This window comes from Deferrisoma palaeochoriense (genome assembly GCF_054656955.1).
This window is the reverse complement of sequence record NZ_BAAHXI010000038.1, coordinates 20,158-39,812: the sequence shown is the minus strand read 5'-3', so window position 1 is coordinate 39,812 and position 19,655 is coordinate 20,158. Positions and strand designations below refer to the sequence as shown.

The window sequence follows — 19,655 nt, the reverse complement described above, 5'->3', positions numbered from 1 at the left end:
GGACGCTGGGACGTTGGGACGGTAGGAGGTTACCCGCACCAACGGAAGGATTGTCGGATTCCCGGGGTTGCTGCGGGGCGGCGGCGGGGGGGGCGGGTGGAGAACCGGGTGCGGCCCCTCACCTCGCCGCGCCCCCACCAGGCTTGGATCGCTTCGGAAGATCCGGAACGTCCGCCACCGGTGCCCCGGCCCACCGGGTGGACGGCGGCACGACAAGGCGCGGCGATCGGGGGTCGCACTCGCGCCCGGCCGGAGCCAGTCCCCCGCCGGCGCACGGCAATATTCTTGAAAGCAGCATTCGTAGGACACGGGGACGCCCCGTCCGCGCGTTCGCACGTCCGCACGGGCCGACGCCGCCCCGCGGCGACCGAGTGTCGCCTCTCGGCGTCACCCCCTGGGACCAGAGAGCCTCCAGACCCAGCCGCAGTAGCGGCACACGAACCGGTCGGTGAGGAACACGAGGCGGTGGGAACGGCAGGAACAGGGCTTCATTGCAGGCCTCCTGGAAACGGGAACCGATCCGACGGGCGCAACGCGCCCCAACGGTCCGGGAGGTCCTGCAGTTGACGTGCCAAAGTCGTACCTATTGGATTTTACAGTACAAAGGGCGAAACGTTCCGCGATCCACCCTCCCCGCCGCGGCCAAAACGTCGCCTCGCGGCGACACGGGACCCTCAGCCCGGCGTCCCCGCGCCCAGGTCGGCCGAGATCGCCTCCCCGCAGGCCCGCACCCGCTCCTTCACGGCGGCCACCCGCTCGGGCCCGGCCGCGGTCATGGGCAAGGCCACCCCCACGGCCGCCACCACGTCCCCCGAGCCGTCCCGCACCGGGGCGGCCACCCCCCACACCCCTTCCACGGCCTCGCCGAACTCGGCCAACACGCCCTCGGCCCGGATCTGCCGGAGCCGTTCGCGGAAGGCCGCGGGGTCGGTGATGGTGCGGTCGGTATAGGCCCGCAGCGGTTTCGTGCCCAGCAGGCGTTCCAGTTCGTCCTCCGGCCGGAAGGCCAGCAGCGTCATGCCGAGCATGCCGAAGTAAGGAGGGTCGCGGCGCCACCCCACGTCGGAGGCGATCCGCACGGGCCCGGGGGCCTCCCGCTTGTCCACGTACACGAGGTCGCCGTCCATGAGGGCACCCAGGAGCACGGTGACCCCCAGCTCGTCGCGGAGCGCATCCAGATGGGGCCGGGCCACGTCCCGCAGGTTCAGGGAGTCGATGGCCGCGTGGGCGAGCCCCAAGACCCGGGCGCCGAGGCGGTAGCGCCCGTCCGCCGGGTCCTGGGCCACGTACCCGTGGTACTGGAGCGTGGCCAGGATCCGAAACGCCGTGGGCTTGGAAAGCCCGGTCTCCCGGGACACCTCGTCGAGGCTCAGCCGGGGTCGCGTTTGGGAAAAGGCGTCCAGGATCGCGATGGCCCGCTCCACGGCCCGCACATTGTACCGGCCGTCGGCCGCGGCCTTCCCGCGTTCGTGGGACCGCTTGGGCATGGGCGCTCCGTGTCAGGGACCAGAGGTCAGAGGACGGAATTCGGGAAAGGGCACCGACGAGAGGCGGCCCCTACTCTCTTGAGGAGGATAGCGAAAGCTGATTTCGGCAGGCAAAATACCACGGGCGAGGAACGGACGTCTACCGGGCCGGCGGCGAGGCGAGCCCCCGGCGAACGGCGTGGAGCACCTCGTCGAGCTTCTGGAGGAACCGGGAGCGGTCGGCCTTCTCGAACGGGGCCGGGCCGCCTCCCTGGAGGCCCATCTGGCGGAGCTGGTCGTTGAGCTCCCGGCGGGCCAGGGCCTCGCCGATGTTCAGGGGCGTGTACAGGTTCCCCTTGGGCCCCAGGACCCAGGCGCCCTTCTCCACGCATCGGGCGGCCAGGGCGATGTCGGCCGTGACCACCACGGTGCCCGGCCCGGCCCGCTCGGCGATCCAGTCGTCGGCCGCATCGAACGCGCCCCCCACCACCACCGCACGCACCACGGGGTCGCTCGGGAGCCGGGTGGGCCGGCCGCTCACGAAGTAGGCCGGCCAGCCGAACCGGGCGGCCACCCGGGCCACCTCGTCCTTCACCGGGCAGCCGTCGGCGTCCACATACACCACGGGGGTTTCGCCCTGGTCGCTCATTCCTTCTCCTTCGCCTTCCGCACCCGATCGAGGGTTTCCAGCATCACGCCCAGCCGCGACGCGGGGGGCCGGCTCATGGCCTCGAGCTCCTCGGGGGTGTAGTGTTCCCGCAGGAACGCGCCGATGTCGATCCGGTCCGCCCAGCACACCACGATGCGGTGGCACGGCAGCCCCCGGTTCACCCGTCGGCAGTGGCGAAACGGCACCTCCCCCCCGAGCGGGGGGCAGCGGGGGTGGAGTTCCTCGTCGTATCGGTCGATTCCCATGGTCACCTCCCGGCTCGTGTCAGTGGCGGGGGCTAATGTTACCGCAGTCTCGAGCCGATAGCTCGTGGGGGCGGATCGGTCGCCGGTCTCCGCCGCCGAAGGACTCGGATTTCCGATGACGACCCGCGCGCAGGGACTTTTTGCCCCCTCGTCTCCCGATGCGAAGCGATCCCCATGGAGCCGCCCACGTTGTCCCCCACGGACGCCCTGAAGCGTTGCCTCGCCGCCTACCGGGACCTCCTCCGGCTCACGGCCGAGCAGGAGGCTCTCCTGCGGCGCGGGGACTACGGCCCCCTCGTGGAGCTCCTGACCCGCAAGGACCACCTCGTCGGGGAGGCCGCCCGGCTCTGGGCGGAGGCCCAGGCGGCATCGGCCGAGGAGCGCGCCCGTCCGGCGTTCGCCGGGGCCGTCCGCGAGGTCCAGACGTTGGTTGCAGAGCTCGTGGAGGCCGAACGCCGCTGCCACGAGCTCCTTCCCGCCGCGGGGGCCGCGCCCCGGGCCCCGGCCCGGCGCGCCGTATCCGCCTACCAAAAAAAATGATCCCCATCCCCGGTTTCCCCTAAAGACTCCTCGCCCCCCTGCCGATCCGTCAACACGAAGGAGCAGACCCTCTTCCCAGGGACGGGATCATGGGCATTTCCCAATTCACGGTGCACAACGTGCTGCGCACCTACGCCCGCCAGGACCGGCTGGGCAAGGTTCAGCGGCCCAAGGCAGGGCCGGCGCCGAGCGCCGCCCCGTCCGGGGACCGCGTCAACCTGAGCCCCACGGCCCAGAAGGTCCAGTGGGTGGGCACCCTGGCGTCGCAGATGGTCGAGCGGGACCACCCCGACCTCGATCCGGACGCCCGCCAGGCCAAGGTGCGCGACACGCGGGACCGCCTCGTGTCCCGGCACCAGGACGAGATCGCCGACGACCGGGTGACGGTCCAGGATCTCGAGGCCCGCCTCCGGGCCCTCTACCTGGACTAACCGCCTCTTCGCTCCCCGTTGCGGGGACGAAGGGGATTCGTGCGCCCTGCGTCCGGGGGGCCGGGCCCTCGCGCGCGTTGACACCCCGAAAAACGGGGTGTTAGGATACGCGCCGGTTTTTCCTGCCCGTCCGCGCTTCCCCAGCCGTCTCGAACCCGAAGGAGTGTCGGCCATTTCTGCCGCCGAACCCCAACCCACCAGAGACGAGCTCATCGAGGAGTACGCGCCCCTCGTCAAATACATCGCCGAGCGCATGGCGGCGCGGCTCCCCTCATCCATCGAACTCGACGACCTCATCAACACCGGGGTCATCGGCCTCATCGACGCCATCGACAAGTTCGTGCCCGACCGGGGGGTCAAGTTCAAGACCTACGCGGAGTTCCGGATCCGCGGGGCCATGCTGGACTATCTGCGGCAGCAGGACTGGGCGCCCCGGTCCATGCGCCGCAAGGAGCGGGAGCTCGCCCGGGTGTTCCATGAACTGGAGCAGCAGCTCCAGCGGCCCGCCACCCACGAGGAGGCCGCGGCGGCCATGGGCATCTCCATGGACGAGTTCAACGACCTCCTCTACAAGGCCCGGGGGCTTTCGCTCCTGTCGCTGAACCGCCCCGGGGGCGACGTGGAGGACGACGAGGAGGCCCGGGAGCTCGGGGAGTACATCCCCGACGAGCCCGAGAAGAGCCCCTTCGAACTCCTGCGCAAGCAGGAGGTCCGGGACATCCTGGCCCGGAAGATCGACGAACTCCCGGAAAAGGAGGGGATGGTCCTCAAGCTCTACTACTTCAACGAGCTCACGATGAAGGAGGTGGGGAAGATCCTGGGGGTGACGGAGTCCCGGGTGAGCCAGCTCCATTCGGCCGCGATCCTGCGGCTCCGGGGACTCCTGGAAGGCCTCCTGGAGTAGCCGGGGTCCGCGCCCCTCACGTTTTCCACCGAACCTGCCGATGGAGAGGGGAACGGGTTCGTTTCGTTCCGGTTTCGCACCGTACCCGCGAGGACGATCGTGTCGGAGCTTCTGAGTCAGGAAGAGGTGAACGCCCTCCTCCAGAGCATCCCGCTCCAGCAGGAAGCGGCGCCGGCGGAACCGGCGGCCAAGCCGGCCCCCACCCGGTACCGCAAGCGGGCGAGCCGGTATGATTTCAAGCGGCCGAACCGCATCTCCAAGAACGTCCTCCAGAGCCTCCACTTCCTGCACGAGCGCTACGCCCGGAACCTCGCCCTGGATCTCTCGGCGTACCTGCGGACCATCTCGGACATCGTGCTCCTGAGCGTGGATCAGCTCTCGTACGCCGAGTTCCTGATGAGCCTCCCGGAGACCACCTGCATCAACGTGGTCAAGATCGCCCCCCAGGGCGGCACCCTGGCCTTCGAGGTGAACCCCACGCTGGTGTTCGCCGTGATCGAGAAGCTCATGGGGGGATCGTCGGAAACCCCCACGATGAACCGGGAGATCACCCCCATCGAGCAGGCCCTGATCGAGGGGTTCATCGACATGGCCCTCCGGGACCTCCAGGACGCCTGGCGCACCATCGGAGAGACCCGGTTCGTCCTCGACCGGCGGGAAACGAGCCCCCAGCTCGTGCAGATCGTAGCCCCCAACGAGATCGTGGTGGTGATCGTGTTCGAGGTGAAGGTGGGCCAGACCTCGGGCATGATGAACCTGTGCATCCCGGCGATCTACCTGGAGCCCTTCGCGGTGGAGCTCCGCCAGGAGCACCAGACCGACATCACCACCCGGATGACCGAGGCCGACTACCGGCGGCTCGACGAGGTGATCGCCCGGGCCGTGGTGCGGCTCCAGGCCGACCTTTGCCGAAAGCGGCTCACGATCCGGCAGATCCTGGGGCTCAAGGAGGGCGACCTCTTGCCCCTGGGCGCCGACCTCCACCAGCAGGTCACGGTTTCGGTAGCGCAACTCCCCAAATTCCGGGGCCTCTACGGGGCCCGCAAGGGCCGCAAGGCCGTGCGCATCGAAAGCGTCATCCGCGACGAGGAACCCGAGCCGACCCCGGACGCCGGGGACGAATTCCAGGCCCTCGGGGCCGGCACCGGGTAGCGGGAGGAACGATGTCCGACATCCTGAGCCAAGACGAGATCGACCGCCTGCTGAGCGCCGCGGCCGACGACCTGGGGGAGGCGCCCGCCTCCGACCTGAGCCCCTCCGAGGTCGAGGAGGTGGAGCGGGCCATCCGGGTGTTCTTCGCCTCGGCCAACTCGGCCCTGGCCTCCCTCCTGGCCCGGCCCGCCACCGTGACCGAGGGCATCGGCCAGGTGGTGAACCTGGAGGATCTGGCGGGCGACAAAGGGCTCCTCGCCCGGTTCCCGTTCCGGTCGGGGTTCGACGGGGAGCTCGCGTTCCTCCTGCGGCACCGGGAGGCCTCGATGCTCGCGGACCTCATTCTCGGGGGCGAGGGGAAGGAGAAGGAGGCCCTCGAGGAGGCCGACCTCGACGCCCTCAAGGAAGCCCTCACCCAGATCGCCGGGAGCGGCGCCCCGACCCTGTCGGCCACCCTGGGCCGCGACGTGGGGTTTGCCCCGCCGACGATCGAGGCCGTGGAGGCGAAAACCCTGACCGAGGTGCTTCCCTGGGGTCAGGCCTTCCTGGGGGTGGGCACGATCAAGGTGGACGGGGTGCTCGAAACCCCCCTTCGGGTCCTCCTCCCGGTGGGGGTGGCCCGGGAGATGGCGAAGGTCTTGCGGGAAGAGGAGGACGAGGTCCCGCAGCCCTCGGCGGTTTCGGGCTCGTCGGGGTCCCCGTTCGCGGGGGGCGGGGCGGAGCCGGCCGCGCCCCCCGACATCCGCAACATCGACCTCATCCTGGACCTGGAGGTCGAGGCCACGGTCCGGCTCGGCGAGGCCGAGATGCCCCTGAAGGACATCCAGCGCCTTCGGCCCGGGTCGATCATCGATCTGGACAAGGACACCGAGGCCCCGGTGGAGCTCGTGGTCAACAACCGGGTGCTCGCCAAGGGGGAGCTCGTGGTGGTGAGCTCCGATCACTTCGCCCTTCGCATCACCGAAATTGAGTCGCCGACCGAGCGGATCCGCAAGCTCGGGCCGTCCTGACCTGCCCCCCTGGGCCCTGGACGCGATCCAGGCCCGCGGGTTCTTGCGGATCGGCGCCGACTCCCCCCTCGAAGCCGTTTGCCTCGATGTGGCACCCGACCGGGTGGTCCTCGTCCCCCTGGCCTCCCCCCCTCCCACCGTGGCGCGCGGCGGGGCACCGGCCGAGTTTCGGGTTCCCGGCACGGGGGGCGTGCTTCGGGTGGCCGGCCGGCTGGCCGTCGGGGCGGGAGACCGGTGGGTGCTGCGGATCGAAGGCGGCGGGGTCGAGCGGATCAACCGCCGGTCGGCCTACCGCTTGGCGTGCACCCTCAAAGCCGAATGGACCGTGGCAGAGGGGACCGACCGGCGCCCCTGCGTGGTGCTGGACCTCAGCGTGGGCGGGGCCCGGCTCTCGGCCGCCCCCCCGCTCCCCGCACCCGGAACCGAGCTGCGGCTCTGGATCCGGCTCGGCCCCGCCGAGATTCTGGGCCCGGTTCCGGCCCTCGTCCTTGAGGCCCGGCCCGACCCGAGGACGGCCCCCTTTCCCGGCCGGGTCCGGCTGCGGTTCGCGCCCCTGGCCGCCCGGGTCGAGGGCCGGCTCGCCCGGTTCATCGTCCAGGGCCAGAGGGAGCTCCTGCAAAAGGGCCTTCGGCCTTGAGCCTCACCCCCACACCACGAGCCCCAGGTCCCAGGGGCTTGTGAGGTTGGGGTGGTGGGGGAGCACCCGCACCACGTAGCCGTACCGGCCCGTGCGCTCGCAGGGGATCTCGCCCGCAAACTCGAACCCCCCGTCCTCCCGGCGCCCCTCGGACCGCAGGGTGCGGCGCCCGGGTTGCGCGATCCGGCCCGCCGGGTCCAGGGGCCCGTAGTAGACCTCCACCTGCACGTCGTCCGGGGAGAGCCCGTTTAGGTACACCAGGCACCGCAGGGGGAACTCCTCGCCCACCCGGCGCTCGTCCCCTTCCTCGGCCCGCACCTCGGCCACCCGGACCCCCGACCACGCCTCTCGTACCCGGGCCTTCCACCGGGCCAGGGCCCGGGCCGCCTGGTAGTTGCTCTGGGCGAACCGCTTCCAGAGCCCGAGGGCCGGCAGGTAGTACTTTTCGGTGTACTCCCGCACCATCCGGTTCGTGTTGAACACCGGGGTGAGCCGCTCCATGGCCGTCTTCACCTTCCGGATCCACCCCCGGGGCAGCCCGTCGTCGCCCCGGGTGTAATACAGGGGCACCACCTCGTTCTCCAGGAGGTCGTAGAGGTCCAGGCTCTCGACCCGGTCCTGGACCTCGGGGTCGTCGTACTCCTCGCCGTGGCCGATGGCCCATCCCACCTCGCCGTCGTAGGCCTCGTCCCACCAGCCGTCGAGCACGCTCAGGTGCAGGCCCCCGTTCGGCACCACCTTCATGCCGCTCGTGCCGCAGGCCTCCAAGGGCCGGCGGGGGGTGTTGAGCCACACGTCGCAGCCCTGCACCAGGTACCGGGCCAGGTTCACGTCGTAGTCCTCGAGGAACACGACCCGGTGCCGGAACGCCTTGTCCCGGCAGTGGTGCACGATCTGCTGGATGAACGTCTTGCCCTCGTTGTCCGCCGGGTGGGCCTTGCCCGCAAAGATGATCTGCACGGGCCGGTCCGCGTGGTTGAGGATCTTCGCAAGCCGCTCGGGGTCCCGAAACAGGAGAATCGCCCGCTTGTAGGTGGCAAACCGGCGGGCGAACCCGATCGTGAGGGCCTCGGGGTCGAGCACCTCCTCGGCCGCCCGCAGCTCGTCGGGCCGGGCGCCCCGGCGCTCCAGCTGGGTGCGCAGCCGGCGGCGCACGAACCCCACGAGACGCTCCTTGAGCCGCTCCTGGGCCCGCCAGAGCTCGTTGTCGGGGATGTCGTGGACCCGCTTCCACATGGCCTGGTTGAGGGGCTCATCCACCCACGACGGCCCCAGATACCGGTCGAACAGCCGGGCCATCTCGTCGGAGAGCCAGCTGCGCACGTGGATGCCGTTCGTGACGTGGCCGATCGGCACCTCCTCCTCGGGGATTCCCGGCCACACCCCGGCCCACATGCGCCGCGACACCCGGCCGTGGAGCCGGCTCACCCCGTTCCGGTGGCCGCTTAGCCGAAGGGCCAAGACGGCCATGGAAAGGGGCGCGTTCGGATCGTCCGGCCGCTCCCGGCCGAGGGCCAGGAGGTCTCCCACCCCGATCCCCGATTCCCGCAGATAGTCCCCCAGATGCTCCTCGAGCTCCGCCGGGGCGAAGAGGTCGATCCCGGCCGGCACCGGGGTGTGGGTGGTGAACACGCTTCCCACCCGCACGGCCTCCAGGGCCTCGGGAAACGAAAGTCCGGTGCGCTCCATGACCTGGCGGATCCGCTCCAGCCCCAGGAACGCGGAGTGGCCCTCGTTCATGTGGCACACCGCGGGCTCAATGCCGAGCGCCTGGAGGAGCCGCACCCCCCCCACCCCCAGCACGATCTCCTGGCGGATCCGCATCCCGGCTCCGGGGGCGTAGAGCTGGTAGGTGATGGCCCGGTCGGCCGGGGCGTTGGCCTCGAGGTTCGTGTCGAGGAGGTAGAGGGGGATCCGGCCCACCTGGGCCCGCCAGGCCCGGATCCGGACGGGCCGGCCCGAGACGCGCACCTCCACCTCCACGGGCGCGCCGTCGGCGTCGCGCACCGGCCGAAGCGGCATGTTGTACACGTCGTTTTCCGGGTAGACCTCCTGTTGCCACCCGTCGTGGGTCAGGTACTGGTGGAAGTACCCCTGGCGGTACAAAAGCCCCACCCCCACGAAGGGGAGCCCCAACTCGCTTGCGCTCTTCAGGTGGTCGCCGGCCAGCACCCCGAGCCCGCCGGCATAGATGGGCAGGCACTCGTGGATGCCGAACTCCATGGAAAAGTAGGCGATCCGCGCGTCCCCGAACTCCGGGTGCGCCTGGGAGGCCCAGGTGGGCATGGTGAGGTACCGCCCCAGGGCCTGGGCCACCCGGTCCATGTGGGCCAGGAACACGGGGTCCTTCGCCAGCGTCTCGAGGCGCGCCTGGTCCACCTGCCCCAGCAGGGCCACGGGGTTGTGGCCCGCGGACGACCACAGGTCGTGGTCGATGCGGCGAAAGAGGTCCACGGCCTCGGGGTTCCACACCCACCAGAGGTTCTGGGCGATCTCCAGGAGCGGGGCGAGCCGCTCCGGAAGCCGCGGGAGCACCGAGAAGGTTCGGATCTGCATGGGATAGGTCCTTTCTCGTGAAAACGCGTCAGGGGTTCCGGCGGAGCACCAGGGCGCACCGGCTCGGCAGGTAGACCCGGATGCCCAGGTGCCCCCCCGGGAGCGGGTGGGTCAGGAACCGCTGCCCCGGGGCCACCCGGCCCGGCCCGGCGAACTGGGGCTCGTCGGTGTCCAAAACGAGGTCGTAGGCCCCCGGCGGCACCTCGACCGGGTACTCCGCCACCGACCGGGTGGGGTGGAAGTTGAACAGGAAGTAGCACCGCCCCCGGGCCCAGGCGAGCACCTTGTCCTCGGCCCGGAGCGCCAGGAGCCGGGGCTCGTCCCGGCCCAGGAACCCCTCGTCCCGGGCCAGGGCGATCATGGCCCGGTCGAACTCCCCCAGCCCGTGGTAGCGAAGATCGGGGTCGTCGGCCAGGCTCCACTGCCGGCGGGCGTGCCGGTACGACCAGGCGTTCCCCTCGCGGGGAAAGTCCACCCACTCGGGGTGGCCGAACTCGTTGCCCATGAAGGTCAGGTACCCGTGCCCGGCCGTGGCCAGGGTGGCCAGCCGGATCATCTTGTGAAGGGCCACGCCCCGTTCCACCGCCAGGTTCGCCTGCGACCGGTGCATGTGGTCGTACATGGCCGCGTCGATCAACTCGAAAATCAGGCTCTTCCCCCCCACCAGCGCCTGGTCGTGGCTCTCGGCGTAGCTCACCACCCGCTCCTCGGGCCGGCGGTTGTTGAGCTCGTGCCAGAGCCAACCCAGGTCCCAGGCCTCGTCGGGCACCTCCCGCACCAACCGGAACCAGCAGTCCGGCACCCCCATGGCCAGGCGGTAGCCGAACCCCGCCCCGCCCTGCCCCACCGGGGCGCAAAGGCCCGGCATGCCGCTCACGTCCTCGGCCACCGTGATCGCGTCGGGCCGCACCTGGTGGATCACCCGGTTCGCCAGGGCCAGATAGGCGTACGCGTCCTCGTCCACGTCCGGCCCGAAGTACTCCCCATAGGACCCGAACGCGTGGCCCAGGCCGTGGTGGAGGTAGAGCATGCTCGTGACCCCGTCGAACCGAAACCCGTCCACCCGGTACTCGTCGAGCCAGAAGCGGCAGTTCGACAACAGGAAGTGAAGAACCTCGGGCTTGCCGTAGTCGAACAGCAGCGAGTCCCACACCGGATGCTCGCCCCGGGGCCCGTCGTGGAAGTACTGGTACCGGGTGCCGTCGAACCGGCCGAGGCCCTCGTTCTCGTTTTTCACGGCATGGGAGTGCACCAGGTCCATGATCACCCGAAGCCCCAGGCGGTGGGCCTCGTCCACGAGGGATTTCAGATCCTCCGGGGTCCCGAACCGGCTCGAGGCCGCGAAAAAGCTCGACACGTGGTACCCGAACGACCCGTAGTAGGGGTGCTCGGCCACGGCCATGAGCTGCACGGTGTTGTACCCGAGACGAACGATGCGCGGCAGGACGTGGTCGCGGAACTCGGCGTAGGTGCCGATGCCCTCCCGTTCCTGGGCCATGCCCACGTGGGCCTCGTAGATGAGGGGGGCCTCCCGGGCCGGAGGGGCCTCGTGCCGCCACCGGTAGGGCTCGGCCGGGGCCCACACCTGGGCGCTGAACAGCCGGGTCTCCGGGTCCTGGACCACCCGCCGGGCCCAGGCCGGGATCCGCTCCCCCGAACCCCCGGGCCAGTACACCTTGAGCTTGTAATGCTGGCCGTGGGCGAGTCCGTCGGCCGGAAGGGTGAGTTCCCACCGGCCGTGGGCGTCGAGCCGACGGAGCCGGTAGCGTTCGTCCTCCCGCCACCCGGTGGCGTCGCCCACGAGGTAGATGGCCTCGGCCGCGGGCGCCCACTCGGCGAACCGCCAACCTTCCGGGGTCCGGTGGAGCCCGAAATACTCGTGGCCGCTCGCGAAATCGGCCAGCCGCGTCCGACCGCGGGTCAGGCGGCGCTCCCACCGGCGGATGCGCTCTCGCCGGGCCTCGATCGCGTCGCGGTAGGGCTCGAGGAGGGGGTCCCCCCAGGGAAACCGGCGAACCGCCATGGCTACCCCACCAGGGGACGGGCCAGCATCCGCTCGTAGAGCTCGATGTAGCGCCTGGCCGTCTCCGAGTGGGTGAACCGGCCGGCGGCCTCGGCCATGATCCGCCGCACCTCCCGGAACCGCACGGCGGGGGGCAGCCGGTAAAAGTCCATGGCCCGGTCGACCGCCCACCGGAGCCCCGGCGGGTCGTACACCTCGAACCGGAACCCGTTGCCTTGGCCCCGGGCCGGGTCGAGGGGCTCCACGGTGTCGTGGAGTCCACCGGTGTCGTGGACCACGGGCAGGGCGCCGTAAATCATGCCGACCATCTGGGGGAGTCCGCAGGGCTCGAACTTCGACGGCATCAGGACGAAGTCGGCCGCGGCGTACCCGAGCCGGGAGAGGTCCTCCCGGAAGGGGTGCACGGCCACCCGGCCCTGAAGCCCGTGGAAGGCGACGATGTCGGAGAACACCCGGGCGTAGGGCCCGTTGGCCACGAAGGCCACCTGTAGCCCGTCGTGCCAGTAGGCCGATACGATCTCGTAGAGCACGTGGGCCAGAAGGTCGCATCCCTTCTGCACCGGGTCGAGGCGCGAGGGCCAGAAGAAAAGCGGCACGTCGGGGTTCACCTCGAGGCCCAGGGTGCGCTGGAACGCGAGCTTGTTCTCCCGCTTCCCGTCGGGGTGGCGTTCGGGCCCGTACCGGGACACCAACGCCTCGTCCCGCACCGGGTTGTACGTGGGGTCCGGTGCGTTCAGGATGCCCTCGGCGCACCCGGCGTCGTACTTGGCGCGGATCTCCCGGCGGACGGGGTCGGGGACGAAGTCGTGCCGCCCCTCCACGATCTCCCGCAGGAACGTTGGGCTCACCGTGTTGATGAAGTGGGAGGCGAAGATCCCGCTCGTCAGGAGGTCCACCGGGATCGAGTTCCGGGTCTCCTCGTAGGACCCCGGCATCCGGACGTAGTAGAGGTTCATCCAGAACTCGGCCGCGTCGATCCCCAGGTCCTCGATCTGGGCCAGGGTGGCCTCCCGGGTGTGGATGTTGTGCACGGTGAACAGGCTCGGGATCCCGAGCCGCCGGGCGTGGGCCGGCACGAGCCCGGTCATCCAGTCGTTGCAGTGCACGAGGTCGGGCCGCACCCGGGGCAGGATGTTGTTGATCACCTCCCGCTGGAACACGAGGGCGAGCTTCAGGTTCTCGGTCTGGTAATCGCTGTACACCGAGTCCCGGTAGTAGAAGATGCGGTCCTCGGCCAGGTGGACCCGGTCCTCCGGCAGCTTGCTGAGGTACGTCCGAAGCTCCTCGCTGATGAACCGACCGATGTCGATGTGGAAGAGCTGCCGGTAGTGGGGCAGGGCCACGTGCACATCGGCCCCCAGATCGAAGAGCGCCGCCACCAGGGAGGCCGACACGTCGGCCAGTCCCCCGGCCTTGGCGGTCAGGCGGTTCGACAGGTTTCCCATGCCCTCCGGAAGATACGTGATCTCCGGGGTCACGATGAGGATCCGGGGCTTTCGCCGCCTCATCCCTCACCCCCGGGCTTGGCCGGCCCGATCATCGCAGATCCAGCACGCTGTTCAACGTGCCGAACTCGTTGGGAACCCAGTGGGGGTTCTCGGGATCTACGCACCACACCCCGTTCACGACGAACTTGTACTCGTACCGGCCGGGTTCGAGAAGCACCTGCCGGACGTACTCCCCCTGGCCGGTGCGGTCCCGCAACACGGTCTTGTCCGGGTCCCAGCCGTTGAAGGTCCCGGCCACGCAGACCCGGCTCCCGGGTTCGGCCCGAAACGAGAACCGAACCCTTCGCCGTCCCGTTTTACTCCGGGTTTTCTTTGCCATCAGCTCTTTCTCCTCCCAATGGAATGGATACCCGTGGTCCTCGGTCTTCCTCCCCGGGCGGCGGTCCTCCCCACCGGGCCGCCCCCGACGGGGGCGCAGCCCGCACCGGCGAGCCATCAACCTATCCCCTGCCGTCCAGGACCGCAAGTACCCGCACGAACTCCGAGGCGCCCCAGGCTTGGGCCCCGCAGCCCCGCTGGGCATGGGGGGCGTCGCCGTCGAGGATCTCCGGCACGTGCCCGACGCACCCCCCTTCCACCAGCCCGGCCACGGCCCCCAGGAGGGCCCGGGCCTCCCCGCGCGCCTCTTCCCCGTACACCCGCCACAGGGCCTCGGCGTAGAGCGGAAACGGCCAGGTCCAGGCCGTGCCGTTGTGGTAGGCGGGCTTTCGGGCCGTGTCCTCGGGCCCCTCGTACCGGCCCTGGTACGGGCGATGGGGGTCGCCCAGGACCCGCCCCAGGTGTTCGATCGTCAACGGCACCCCCAGCGGCCGATCCGCGAGGCTCCGGATGGCGCCGGGCACCAGGAGTTCCTGGCAGTTCTCGAGCACCCTCCGGCACCCCGTTGGCTCGTCGTAGAGCCCCAGGGTGAGGGCCAGGAGCTGGTTGGGCCGCAGGTGGTCGTCGGCCGTGGCCTCGGCCGGGGGGGTGCCCGGGGGCCCGTGGAGGCAGTCGGACAGGAACCCGAGGTCGTCCCGGAAGAAGAGGGCCCGAAACGCGTCCCGCACCCGGTCCGCCACCCCGGCCCACCGGGCGTCCCCGGTGGCCTCGGCCAGCACCCGGAGCCCCCGGTGCCACAGGGCCTGGATCTCCACCGGGTACCCCTCCCGGGGCGTGCCCGCCGGGTGGTTCGTGTCCATCCAGGTGAAATGGGCCGGGCTGAACACGAGCCCGGTGGCCGGATCGGCCCGCACCCCGTTGGGGGTGCCCGAGAGGTAGTGTTCGGCGATGGAGCGGGCCACGTCCCGGAGGGTCCGGCCCCCGCAGTCCTCGTCCCACACCGCCCCGCCCAACACCTCGGCGACCTCCCCGGCCACCACGAGGAGCCAGAGGGGGGCGTCGGACGTGTCCCGGTTCGAGGTGTCGGCGCCCCGGATCATGTTGGGGATCGTCCCCCGGTCCTCGAACCGGGCGAAGCTCAGGAGGATCTCGAGGGCTTCCTCCCCGAACCCGGCGGCCACGGCGCCCCGGAGGAAAATGAGGGTGTCCCGGCCCCAGTCCAGGAACCAGGGGTATCCCGCGATCACGGTGAGCCCCCCGTCCCGGTGGACCAAGAACGCGTCGAGGGCCGCCCGAAGAGCCGCGGGGAGCGGGACCCGGTCCCCCCGGGGACGCCGGACCCGCATCCGGGGCGCCGGGGCCGGGAACTCCCGGCCGGTCCGGATCTCGGCCTGCACCAACGCCCGCTCGCCCCCGGCCAATCGAAGCCGCAGGTATCCCGGGCTGAAGGCGTCGGAGAGGGGGTCGATGCCCCGGGAGGCCTCCCAGGGGTGGTGGATCCCGTAGATCCACTCCGGCTCGGGCACGAACTCCCCGGGCATGGCCGCCACCACGAGGCGCCGCGCCGGGTCGGGGGCGAACTCGAAGCCGGCCGGGAACGGCCGCACGGCCTTGGGCCACACCTTCTCGGGGCCGGCGTAGGCCTTGGTGTGGCCGTGGTTGGTGCGGTCCTCCACGTCGGGCCGGAGGATGAGGCGCACCGGCTCGTCGTCGGGCAGGACGTCCGGGCCCTCCCCGGCCGCCTGGCGGTGGAACTCGGCCTGCACCCGGTTCTCATCGGGGGCGATGCGCAGGACCGCGTCGAGCACGACCCGGCGGCCCATGCCGCAGGGCACCGAGAACCTCCACCGGGCCGCGCCGTCGGGATCCACGCCGAACCGCTCGGTGCACCCGGCGCCCAGGGCCTGGCTGTACCCCCGGTAGACCACCCATCCCCGCATCCGTTTCAGCATGACGTGGCGGTCCACCGGCCGGTCCGGGTCGAGGTTTCCGGCCAGCCACGCGTCGTAGAGGCTTTCCACCTCCCCCCATTCGGCCCGCACCTGGGCCATGGCCCCCCGGGCGTTCGCCAGGAGCGCGTACCGGCCCCGGATCGAAGCGCCCTCGAACCCCATCCGCACCCACGGCTCCGCCGTGCCCAGCAGGAGCACCGGCGCCTCCACCGCCTTCGCGCCCTCCGTCTCGTACACCCGCAGGGCCAGGCCGACCCCCTGGGCCTCCTCGGGCCGGATCCCGGGCACCACGACGGCGAACTGCCCCCCTCCCGGGAGCGGCAGGGAGTCCTCCCGGGCCAGGGTCCGGTCCCCCATCCGAAGGTCGGCCCGGAACCGGCTCTCCGCCGTGACGAGGAGCACGGCACCCGGGGGCACCGGCACCCGCCGCCGGGCGTCGGCCGGCCACCTCCAGCGCACCACCGGCGGCCATCTCCGGCCCGCGATCCGGGCCGAGGCCCCGGCCGGGTCCCGGCCGAGCTCCTCGGCCAGGGCGTCGAGGTCGTCGAGCACGGCGTCCTCCCGGCCGAACCACCGGGCCAGATCCAGCACCTTGGCCCGGAGCCGCTGCCGCCGCACCGGCTCGAGGAACCCCGGGGGCTCGGCTAGGGCCTGCTCCACGGCCTCCAGGTCGGCCGGGCGGGCCGTGAGGCACACGACCTGGCCGGGGTCGAGGGCGAGGCCGGGGCCGGCCGCCGTGGGCTCGGGGACCCATTCACGGCCCGTGAGGAGGTCCCGGAGGGGCGGCTCCCCCGGGGTGGCCCCGGGATCCCAGGCCACCCGGGCGGGCTCGCCCGGATTCAGGTTCGCGGCCACCAGCAGGGGGAACCGGCCGTCCCGGTCCTCGCGCCGGACCGCCAGCACGTTTCCCGGCCCGCGGGTCACGAGCTGGATTCTCGCGCCGGGCAGGAACGACGGGTGGACCTCGTGGATCGCGTGGAGCCGGGCGATCCAATCCACCAGGTTCGGCTGGGCGCCCCAAGCGAGGTCGGAGGCGCCGTGGACGTCGAGCTTCTCGGTGGCGAGCCACTCCACCCCGCAGGTGATGCCGAACGCGCCCCGGCGGCTCAGGAGCGCGGTGAGGGCGGTGCGCAGCCGGGCGAAGGCCTCGGAGGTGGCGGCGAGCCGGTTGTTGTCGTGGGTCTCGGCGTAGTGGACCAGGAGGCCTCGGGCCTGGGCGATCCGCTCGGCCTCGGGCAGATACCACTCGATCTGGCCCCGGTCGTAGTTCTGGAAAAGCTCCGAGTAGGCCCAGTCGAGCCCCGCGTCCGCGAGCAGGGCCTCGGTGGTGGCCACGGGCCCTCCCAGCCCCTCGAGCAGGAACACGGTGTCCGGGTACTCCTGGCGTACCCGGGCCACGATGTAGCGCCACACCTCCGTGGGGATCATGTACCCCGCGTCGCACCGGAACCCGTCCACCCCCTGGCGGCACCAGTACAGGAACACCCGGGCCATGTACCGCCAGAGGTCCCGGTGGGCGTAGTCGAGCTTCGAGAGGTCCTCCCAGGTGACGCCCCAGGCCCCGGGCGAGGCGAACCGCCGGGCCTCGTCCCGGGCGAACCAGTGGGGCCGGTGGATCTGGAGCCACGAGGCCCAGCCCGTGTGGTTGACGGGGATGTCTAGGAACAGCCGCCCGCCCCGGGCGTGCACCGCGTCGAGGAGCTCCCGGAACTGGTCGAGGGGGGTCGTGCGCCGGTCGAACTCCGCGAGCGCGGGATCCACGTCGAAAAAGTCCAGGGCCGCATAGGGGCTGCCGAACCGGCCCATGCGGGCGTAGGTGGTGGGCACGGGGTGGATCGGCAGGAGCTGGATGATCCGGCACCGGAGCGTGCCCAGGATGTGGTCGAGCCGGCGCGCGAGCTCCCGAAAGGTGCCGGAGGCCGGGATCACCGTGTACCCGAGGCGGTCGAGGAGAGCCTCGCAGGGCTTCGCGCCCGGGTCGGGCGGCACCGGTTTTCGGAACATGCGCACGAAGGCCGTGTACTGGCTGTTGGCGGCGAGGTTTTGGGCGGCCTCGACCTTGACCCGGAGGTTCGGACCGGGGGGCCAGCGGGGATCGCGGCGGCCACGGGGCAGGAAAAACGCCTTGGCCTCGAACACCCCCACCTCGGCCAGGGGGAGCCGGGCCACGAACCGGCCCGGGGAGGCCGGCTCCATGGGCACGTCGTGCCAGTCGCCTCCGAGCGCCGGCACCCCGTCCTCGGCCTCGGCCACGATCTCGGCCCGGCGAACCCCGGCCCGGCCGAGATTCGTGCGGACGTATGCCGCCCCCTCCGAGGGGGGGGCGACGGACAGGGTCAGCGTCAGGAGATCCCCCCGAAAGGCGAGGAGCGAGGTCCCGGGTTCCGGGGACTGGGAGAGGACCATGGGGCTTCCTTTGAAGGGGAGGGGCGAACAGGCTCACATGGAGAACCCCGGCAGCCCGCGCTGCCGGGGTTCTCGGGGTGTCCGGGTCGGCCGCGGCCGCAAGGCCGCCGGGGCCGGATCAACGCGTCGTCATCTCCCTTGGAAACGTGAGGGTTGTCGCAGCGCCCCGGCCGCGCCTGGGTCCGGGTTCGATCCTCCGACCCGCTGACCCGGAGCCGGGCCGCCTCCGGACGAGTCTCAGCGTATCGCCTGGTTCCGAGGTGTCAACCTCCCTTACCACCCCAATGTGGCCTGGACCACGTGGCGCCGGTCGGCCCGTTCGCCCGCCGCCGGGCCGATCTCCTCGGCGTAGGTGGCGTAGTCGATCCGGAGGACCCAGAGGTCGAGCGTCGCCCCGAAGGAGCCGTACCCCTGGTAGAGTCCCGCCCGGAACGACAGGGCCTTGGGCAGCCGGGCCTCGAGACCGAAATGGAGCCGCTTGTACACGTCGTCGTCCGTCCCCAGCTCGGTGGTCACGTCCACCCAGTCGGCGGCGCCCACGAGGGTGAGCCACGAGAACGCGTGCTCCACCGAAACCCCCAGGTTGATCTGCTGGGGGAGCTCCCCTTCGTATCGCCGCAGCCCGCGAGGAACACGAGGCTCGCCGCAACCGCCAGACTCCCCCTCCACCACTTCGCCAGTTCCATACTGCCCTCCTCGGTACGGGTTGGATGCCCCTGCCACTGGAACAACAACGTTTTACCTATTCGGGAGGAGACTTCCAAGACTTTAGCCGCCAAGACTCGGATTGTTCCGGCACCCCAGGGTGGGTATCATCCCGGAACCCCCACCGGTTCCGGGGACCAGCGGACGGAGCGGGGGGACTGAACTCTGCCCGATGAATTCCGATTGCGGAAACGGAAGTAGCTCCCGCAGGCCGGCGAGACGGCACCGCCGAAATCCTGGCAGTCTTCCGCCGTCCGGCCGCCTGACCGCTCAGCCGCCTAGCCGACATGGGAGGAACCCCCCTTGGGTCACCCGCGAAGCCGCTTCCGCATCGTGTACGAGGATCCCCACCTTCTGGTGGTTGACAAGCCGGCCGGGCTTCTGACGGTGCCGGTGCCCGGAACCCGGGCCCGGAACCTCCAGGACCTCCTGAACCGGTACCTGGAATCCCAAAAGCGAACCGCCCGGGCCGCCCACCGGATCGACCGGTACACGACGGGGCTCGTGGTGTTCGCCAAGGGCCGCCGGGCCTGGGAGGGGCTCGTGGCCCAGTTCCGGGCCCACAGCCCGGAGCGGGTGTACCTGGCCGTGGTCCGGGGCCGGCTCGAGGACGACGCCGGCACCTTGCGCCACCGGCTTGAGCTCACCCGCGACGGGTTCCGGCAGCGCGTGGTCGAGCGGGGTGGAACGTTGGCCGTGACCCACTACCGGGTGCTCGAGCGGTTCGCCGACGCCACCCTGGTGGAGGTCCGGCTCGAGACCGGGCTCAAGAATCAGATCCGGGTCCAGTTCCGGGCCGCCGGCCACCCGCTCGTGGGCGACCGCCACTACGCCTGGGAGGAGGAGGGCCGAACCCGCCTCGGGCGCCAAGCCCTCCACGCCTGGAAGCTCGGGTTCGCCCATCCCGTTACGGGGAAACCCCTCCGGTTCGAGAGCGTCCTGCCCCGGGACCTGGAAGCCCTGCTTCGCCGGCTCCGGGCCGGCCGGGAGGGTACCCCGAGCCCCTGATGGGAACCCCCGGCCACCCGCCGGTCCGTCGGTCCATCCGAGGAGGGGAATCCGAGAGTCTCGCTTACCGCCGATTCGGCGCGGACCCCTCCCCGATCCCGACGCCATAACGCAACGGTACCGT

16 protein-coding genes are annotated in these 19,655 nt (G+C 71.1%); 7 read left to right on the top strand and 9 right to left on the bottom strand.

All coding sequences use genetic code 11. The features are described from left to right. Positions 1-674: 674 nt before the first annotated feature. The 3 genes from ACYQ8L_RS11515 to ACYQ8L_RS11505 all read right to left on the bottom strand — a co-directional run bounded on the left by ACYQ8L_RS11515 (position 675) and on the right by ACYQ8L_RS11505 (position 2,381). Positions 675-1,487, bottom strand: a complete 813-nt coding sequence (locus tag ACYQ8L_RS11515; RefSeq protein WP_459941946.1) for an IclR family transcriptional regulator — start codon at positions 1,485-1,487, stop codon at positions 675-677. A gap of 139 nt (positions 1,488-1,626) precedes the next feature. Further along, entirely contained in the window at positions 1,627-2,115 is a 489-nt protein-coding gene (locus ACYQ8L_RS11510) for a YaiI/YqxD family protein (protein WP_459941945.1), read from the bottom strand. Beyond that, complete coding sequence (locus ACYQ8L_RS11505; RefSeq protein WP_459941944.1) at positions 2,112-2,381, bottom strand: hypothetical protein; 270 nt, start codon at positions 2,379-2,381, stop codon at positions 2,112-2,114. The genes ACYQ8L_RS11510 and ACYQ8L_RS11505 overlap by 4 nt, the downstream gene beginning before the upstream one ends. Before the next feature lie 189 nt (positions 2,382-2,570). On the opposite strand from ACYQ8L_RS11505, the gene ACYQ8L_RS11500 reads away from it, so the two are divergent. The 6 genes from ACYQ8L_RS11500 (at position 2,571) to ACYQ8L_RS11475 (ending at position 7,055) form a co-directional block, all read left to right on the top strand. Further along, positions 2,571-2,921 carry a hypothetical protein gene (locus ACYQ8L_RS11500; RefSeq protein ID WP_459941943.1) on the top strand — a complete coding sequence of 117 codons (351 nt, stop codon included), beginning with the start codon at positions 2,571-2,573 and terminating at the stop codon, positions 2,919-2,921. An 89-nt stretch (positions 2,922-3,010) separates the two neighbouring features. After that, positions 3,011-3,352, top strand: coding sequence for a DVU0524 family FlgM-associated protein (locus ACYQ8L_RS11495; RefSeq protein ID WP_459941942.1), 342 nt, complete (start codon positions 3,011-3,013; stop codon positions 3,350-3,352). Positions 3,353-3,515: 163 nt separating this feature from the next. Then, on the top strand, positions 3,516-4,256 hold the full coding sequence (locus tag ACYQ8L_RS11490) for a sigma-70 family RNA polymerase sigma factor (protein ID WP_459941941.1): 741 nt from the start codon (positions 3,516-3,518) through the stop codon (positions 4,254-4,256). A gap of 99 nt (positions 4,257-4,355) precedes the next feature. Continuing rightward, complete coding sequence (gene fliM, locus ACYQ8L_RS11485) at positions 4,356-5,408, top strand: flagellar motor switch protein FliM (protein ID WP_459941940.1); 1,053 nt, start codon at positions 4,356-4,358, stop codon at positions 5,406-5,408. An 11-nt stretch (positions 5,409-5,419) separates the two neighbouring features. After that, positions 5,420-6,418, top strand: coding sequence for a FliM/FliN family flagellar motor switch protein (locus tag ACYQ8L_RS11480; RefSeq protein WP_459941939.1), 999 nt, complete (start codon positions 5,420-5,422; stop codon positions 6,416-6,418). 43 nt (positions 6,419-6,461) lie between these two features. Beyond that, complete coding sequence (locus ACYQ8L_RS11475; RefSeq protein WP_459941938.1) at positions 6,462-7,055, top strand: PilZ domain-containing protein; 594 nt, start codon at positions 6,462-6,464, stop codon at positions 7,053-7,055. 3 nt (positions 7,056-7,058) lie between these two features. Here ACYQ8L_RS11475 and glgP read toward each other — a convergent pair whose 3' ends face one another. The 6 genes from glgP to ACYQ8L_RS11445 form a co-directional block, all read right to left on the bottom strand. Further along, positions 7,059-9,611 (bottom strand): alpha-glucan family phosphorylase, encoded by a 2,553-nt coding sequence (glgP, locus tag ACYQ8L_RS11470; RefSeq protein ID WP_459941937.1) that lies wholly within the window; start codon positions 9,609-9,611, stop codon positions 7,059-7,061. Positions 9,612-9,639: 28 nt separating this feature from the next. Next, entirely contained in the window at positions 9,640-11,634 is a 1,995-nt protein-coding gene (locus ACYQ8L_RS11465) for an alpha-amylase family glycosyl hydrolase (RefSeq protein ID WP_459941936.1), read from the bottom strand. A gap of 2 nt (positions 11,635-11,636) precedes the next feature. Beyond that, positions 11,637-13,142: a glycogen synthase gene (locus ACYQ8L_RS11460; RefSeq protein WP_459941935.1), complete on the bottom strand. Its 1,506-nt coding sequence runs from the start codon at positions 13,140-13,142 to the stop codon at positions 11,637-11,639. A 28-nt stretch (positions 13,143-13,170) separates the two neighbouring features. Beyond that, positions 13,171-13,461 carry a glycogen-binding domain-containing protein gene (locus tag ACYQ8L_RS11455; RefSeq protein ID WP_459941934.1) on the bottom strand — a complete coding sequence of 97 codons (291 nt, stop codon included), beginning with the start codon at positions 13,459-13,461 and terminating at the stop codon, positions 13,171-13,173. Positions 13,462-13,582: 121 nt separating this feature from the next. Continuing rightward, entirely contained in the window at positions 13,583-17,818 is a 4,236-nt protein-coding gene (locus tag ACYQ8L_RS11450) for an amylo-alpha-1,6-glucosidase (protein WP_459941933.1), read from the bottom strand. 273 nt (positions 17,819-18,091) lie between these two features. Beyond that, on the bottom strand, positions 18,092-18,388 hold the full coding sequence (locus ACYQ8L_RS11445) for a hypothetical protein (RefSeq protein ID WP_459941932.1): 297 nt from the start codon (positions 18,386-18,388) through the stop codon (positions 18,092-18,094). A gap of 438 nt (positions 18,389-18,826) precedes the next feature. Between ACYQ8L_RS11445 and ACYQ8L_RS11440 the strand changes: the two genes are divergently transcribed. Then, complete coding sequence (locus tag ACYQ8L_RS11440; RefSeq protein WP_459941931.1) at positions 18,827-19,531, top strand: RluA family pseudouridine synthase; 705 nt, start codon at positions 18,827-18,829, stop codon at positions 19,529-19,531. Positions 19,532-19,655: the final 124 nt, after the last annotated feature.